Below are 5,615 nucleotides of genomic sequence, written 5' to 3' on the forward strand. Positions count from 1 at the left end.
AAACAATTTAGCGGCAAATTTATTGAAGCAGAAAGCAATGATGACTTTACAAACTATAGCTCATCAGACAAAAAAATACCATATCAAGTTATTGCAGAAGTAAAAGGTACAGATTTAGTTGATGCTACTTATGAGCAACTAATGGACTATGTGCTTCCTTACCAAAATCCAGAAAATGCATTTAGAGTAATATCTGGTGACTTTGTTACCACTGAAGATGGTACTGGTATTGTACACACCGCTCCTACTTTTGGTGCAGATGATGCAATGGTTGCCAAACAAGCAACACCAGAAATACCACCTATGTTGGTATTAGATGAGAATGATAACCCTGTTCCTTTAGTTGACTTACAAGGTAAATTTAGACCAGAATTAAAAGAACTTGGTGGCAAATATGTTAAAAACGAATATTACGCAGACGGTGAAGCACCAGAGCGTTCTATAGACGTAGAAATTGCCATTAAACTAAAAGAAGAAAACAGAGCTTTTAAGGTTGAAAAATACGTGCACAGTTACCCTAACTGCTGGCGAACAGACAAGCCTATATTGTATTACCCATTAGACTCTTGGTTTATTAAGGTAACTGATGTTAAAGACAAAATGTTTAGCCTAAATGAAACCATAAACTGGAAACCTAAATCTACTGGTGAAGGACGTTTTGGTAACTGGCTAGCTAATGCAAATGACTGGAACTTATCTAGATCTCGTTATTGGGGAATTCCGTTACCAATTTGGAGAACCGAAGATGGTAAAGAGGAAATAATAATTGGCTCTGTACAAGAATTAAAAGAAGAAATGTCTAAAGCTGTTGCTGCTGGCGTTTTAGAAAAAGACATTTTTGAGGACTTTGTTGTTGGTGATATGTCTGAAGACAACTACGACAAAATAGACCTTCATAAAAATATTGTAGATCAAATTACATTGGTTTCTGCTAACGGAAAACCAATGAAAAGAGAAAGTGACCTTATAGATGTTTGGTTTGATAGTGGCTCTATGCCTTACGCACAATGGCACTACCCGTTTGAAAATAAAGACTTAATAGACGACAACAAAGCATATCCTGCAGATTTTATTGCTGAAGGTGTAGACCAAACACGTGGTTGGTTTTATACATTACACGCAATATCTACAATGGTTTTTGATTCTGTTGCCTATAAAAACGTTGTATCTAACGGTTTAGTTTTAGATAAAGACGGCAAAAAAATGTCTAAACGTTTAGGCAATGCTGTAGATCCTTTTGAAACTATGAACGAGTTTGGACCAGATGCTACACGTTGGTATATGATTTCTAATGCAAACCCGTGGGACAACTTAAAATTTGACTTAGAAGGTATTGCAGAAGTAAAAAGAAAGTTCTTTGGTACATTATACAACACATACTCTTTCTTTTCTTTATATGCTAACATAGATAATTTTAGCTACACAGAAGATGATGTTGCTTTAAACGAGCGCCCAGAAATAGACCAATGGATATTATCTGAGTTACATACACTAATAAACAAAGTAGACCAAGCTTACGGCGATTATGAGCCTACAAGAGCCGCAAGGTTAATATCTAACTTTGTACAAGAAAACTTAAGTAACTGGTATGTTCGTTTGTGTAGAAGACGTTTCTGGAAAGGAGATTACCAACAAGATAAAATATCTGCATACCAAACACTTTATACATGTTTAGAAACTGTTGCTAAACTATCTGCTCCTATTGCTCCGTTCTTTATGGACAGACTTTACAAAGATTTAACCCAAGCAACAACTAAAGAAAAAGCTGAAAGTGTACATTTGGCTGACTTTCCAAAATACAATGAAGCACTTGTAAACAAAGAGCTAGAGAGTAAAATGGAAAAAGCACAGACTATATCATCTTTAGTATTGTCTATTCGTCAAAAAGAAAAAATAAAAGTACGCCAACCATTACAAAGAATAATGGTTCCTGTACTAGACGAAAAACAAAAACACGAGATAGAAGCTGTTGCAGATTTAATAAAATCTGAAGTAAACGTAAAGGAAATTGAACTTTTAGATGATGCATCTGGCATCTTGGTAAAACAAATAAAGCCAAATTTTAAAGTTTTAGGCCCTAAGTACGGAAAAGATATGAAGCTGATTGCCAATGCAGTAAGAGAGCTAGACCAAGATGACATCCAAAAAATTGAGCAAAATGGCGAAATAATTATTGCAATTGAGAATAAAAGTATTAATTTACAGCTACAAGATGTAGAAATTTTGTCTCAAGACATAGAGGGTTGGTTAGTTGCTAGTTCTGGTAATTTAACTGTTGCTTTAGATGTTATAATTAGTGAAGATCTTAGAAAAGAAGGTATTGCTAGGGAGCTAGTAAACAGAATTCAGAATTTAAGAAAAGAATCTGGTTTTGAGGTAACAGACAAAATTGATATTAAAATATTAAAAGACGGTTATGTAGAGAATGCTGTTGCAGATAACATAACTTATATTAAAACTGAAACATTAACAGCGGAACTTAATTTTGAGGAAAAACTGGACAATGGCACAACTATTGCTTTTGATGAAGTAAATACAAAATTGTTTATCCAAAAACATTAAAAACTATGGCGCAAGATTTAAACGTGAGATACGGTGACAAAGACTTAGAAGAATTTAAAGTTCTTATTACTGAAAAAATAAACAAAGCTAAAGAGCATTTAGAACTTTTAAAAAGTTCTTATATGAATGATGGTAATAATGGTACAGATGATACCTCACCAACATTTAAAGCTTTTGAAGAAGGCTCACAAACAATGAGCAAAGAAGCAAATACTCAATTGGCAATACGCCAAGAAAAGTTTATTCGCGATTTAAAAAATGCAATATTACGTATAGAAAACAAAACATATGGTATATGTAGAGTTACTGGTAAGCTAATTAATAAAGAACGATTAAAATTAGTACCACACGCTACACTTAGCATAGAAGCTAAAAATATGCAGAAATAACAAAACGCCCTTTTTAGGGCGTTTTTTAATACACTATATGAAGCTAACATTACTTACTTTTTTATTTGCTTCCATCAATTTATTGAGTGCTCAGAAAATTGTAGAAAAAACAGTGGTTAATGACCATATTTCGTTAATAAATATAAACACAGAAAACTGCTACCAGGTTACCTTAGAAACAGCCAACACAGAAGAAGTTACCGTTTCTGCTAACATAGATGGTGAGTATAAAAAAGATTTACTCCTTGAAATTAAAGAAGATGCCGCCAGTATATTTATTTCAACAGGCTTTAGTCCAACTTTTATTAGCCCTAACGATAAACTCAGCGCACACAAAGTAATATCTATTTCTTTACACATTATTTTACCTGCTTACAAAAATGTGAAGTTATATGGTAAAAGCTCTAATGTTATTGCTACTGGAGATTATAAAAACTTAAACATTACACTATCTGATGGTTTTTGTTCTTTAGAAAAAATAACAGAAACAATAAGTGCAACCACACAAAGCGGTAATATTTTAGTAAATAGCAATTATGCTACTGTGAAAGCCAACTCAAAATACGGCAAAATATACACAGACAATCTAGCTAAAGGCAATACAAATTTTAACTTATCTTCTATTACCGGAGACATACACATTACTAAAACCAAATAATTGTCTATTTTTGCAAAATCTATCTTTTAAAGAATGAGTTTAAAAAAATCTGCCTTAATAGTATTACTAATTTTATTAGTAGACCAAATATCTAAAATATACGTAAAAACAAATTTTACGTACCAACAGTCTGTTGAAATCTTTAGCTGGTTTAAAATTTTGTTTATAGAAAACGAAGGTGCTGCTTGGGGCGCAAAACTAAGTGACATTTTTCCTATTGCAGACAGCACAGGAAAATTAGTATTAACTGTATTTAGACTATTTGCAGTTGCCGGTATTGGTTATTGGTTGTTTGACACTATTAAAAAGCACGCTCCAAAAGTATTAATATTAGCAGTATCCTTAATATTTGCAGGCGCACTTGGTAATATTATAGATTCAGTTTTTTACGGCGTTATTTTTGACGAGAGCTTTGGCAAGGTTGCTACACTATTTTCAGACGATCCATACAGCGGCCTTTTTCATGGTAAAGTTGTAGATATGTTATACTTTCCTATTGTACAAGATGCAGTTTGGCCATCTTGGATCCCTGTAATTGGCGGAAACACATTTAGTTTTTTTGAACCCGTATTTAATGTAGCAGATACTGCAATTAGTACAGGTGTTGGTATACTATTAGTTTTTAACAAAAAAGCTTTTGGATCTAAAACTGATAAATCTGTAGAGGCGTAACACAATAATCTAAAGGCACATCATCTTTATAAACATCTGTAATTACATCTTCGGCTTCAAAAAAAGACAACCCAATTTTTAAAACGTTTGGTTTACACTCGCTTAAAAAAGCATCATAAAAACCTTTACCATAACCTATTCTATTGCCTTTTTTATCAAAAGCTAAAAGCGGCACAAAAACAACATCAATCTTATTTGGTAAAATATCTATACCATCTACTGGTTCTGGTACATTGTAACTATTCTTTTTTATAATAGTACTATCTGTAAGCAAGTAATTGGTAAGCGTATTATCTGCATTCATTTTAGGCAAAATAACGTTCTTGTCTTTACCTTGTAGTATTGCCAGTATAGAGCCAGTATCTATTTCTTTTTTTTCTTCTATTGATAAAAAAATATGATAATAACTATAATCCCAAATTGGCAATTTTAATAACTGGTTTGCTATTTCTATGCTTTTGTCCTCCGCATCTTCCTTAGACAACTTGTCTCTGAGCAAAACGTATTTAGCGCGTAATTCCTTTTTTATCATTCGTTAAAAATAGTGTATTATTCATTAGATGAAATGGCTTCGTAAATTACCAAAAAAATCATCATTAATAAATAAGCACCCATTGCCACAACGTATAACTCCATGCTTTTCAAAAGTTTAGGACTACAATGTAAACAAAATAATTTATAAATATCGACAAAAAGCATCTTTTTACCGATTAAGAGTTATTTTAGTGGTGCAATAACTACTTTAGACTGAAGTATTATACCAATATATAATTTTTTTTTAACAGTCTTAAAATAGCAAAGACCATTTCATAAAAAAGTATTGCCTTTAACTACACCAATCAAAAAAAAGAGATTATTTTTACTCTATGCCGCAAGAAGTTTCAATAAAATTACAATTAAGTACATTGCCTAACAACCCAGGTGTGTATCAATTTTATGATAAAGACGAAAAAATATTGTACGTTGGTAAGGCTAAAAACCTAAAAAAAAGGGTCAGTTCTTATTTTAATAAAACACATGACAATGGTAAAACAAAAGTTCTTGTAAAAAAAATAGTCTACATAAAACATATTGTAGTAGATACAGAGTCTGATGCTTTATTATTAGAAAATAACTTAATAAAAAAATACAAACCCAGATACAATGTTTTATTAAAAGACGACAAAACGTATCCTTGGATTTGCATAAAAAATGAGCGCTTTCCGCGTGTATTTTATACAAGAAACTTAATTAAAGACGGCTCTGAATATTTTGGCCCTTACACCAATATGAAAACCGTAAGGGTGTTGCTAGATTTAATTAAAAGTGTATACCCCTTGCGCACTTGTAATTAT

At 32.1% G+C, this 5,615-nt stretch carries 6 protein-coding genes; 5 read left to right on the top strand and 1 reads right to left on the bottom strand.

Annotation, left to right across the window (positions count from 1 at the left end):
• The 4 genes from ileS to ABJD66_RS09310 form a co-directional block, all read left to right on the top strand.
• A partial coding sequence (ileS, locus tag ABJD66_RS09295) for an isoleucine--tRNA ligase (protein ID WP_348130746.1) occupies positions 1–2,562 on the top strand: 2,562 nt, incomplete at its 5' end.
• A gap of 5 nt (positions 2,563–2,567) precedes the next feature.
• Positions 2,568–2,951: a TraR/DksA C4-type zinc finger protein gene (locus tag ABJD66_RS09300; RefSeq protein WP_100894643.1), complete on the top strand. Its 384-nt coding sequence runs from the start codon at positions 2,568–2,570 to the stop codon at positions 2,949–2,951.
• A 37-nt stretch (positions 2,952–2,988) separates the two neighbouring features.
• On the top strand, positions 2,989–3,609 hold the full coding sequence (locus tag ABJD66_RS09305; RefSeq protein WP_348130750.1) for a DUF4097 family beta strand repeat-containing protein: 621 nt from the start codon (positions 2,989–2,991) through the stop codon (positions 3,607–3,609).
• A gap of 33 nt (positions 3,610–3,642) precedes the next feature.
• Positions 3,643–4,281, top strand: coding sequence for a lipoprotein signal peptidase (locus tag ABJD66_RS09310; RefSeq protein WP_100894641.1), 639 nt, complete (start codon positions 3,643–3,645; stop codon positions 4,279–4,281).
• Here the strand turns inward: ABJD66_RS09310 and ABJD66_RS09315 are convergent.
• Complete coding sequence (locus ABJD66_RS09315; RefSeq protein ID WP_100894640.1) at positions 4,253–4,813, bottom strand: 5-formyltetrahydrofolate cyclo-ligase; 561 nt, start codon at positions 4,811–4,813, stop codon at positions 4,253–4,255. The two genes, ABJD66_RS09310 and ABJD66_RS09315, sit on opposite strands and share 29 nt — an antisense overlap.
• Before the next feature lie 334 nt (positions 4,814–5,147).
• Here ABJD66_RS09315 and ABJD66_RS09320 point away from each other — a divergent pair.
• Positions 5,148–5,615: GIY-YIG nuclease family protein (locus ABJD66_RS09320; protein ID WP_348130755.1), on the top strand; the 468-nt coding region annotated here is incomplete at its 3' end.

Source organism: Cellulophaga sp. (assembly GCF_039943695.1).
GTDB lineage: Bacteria > Bacteroidota > Bacteroidia > Flavobacteriales > Flavobacteriaceae > Cellulophaga.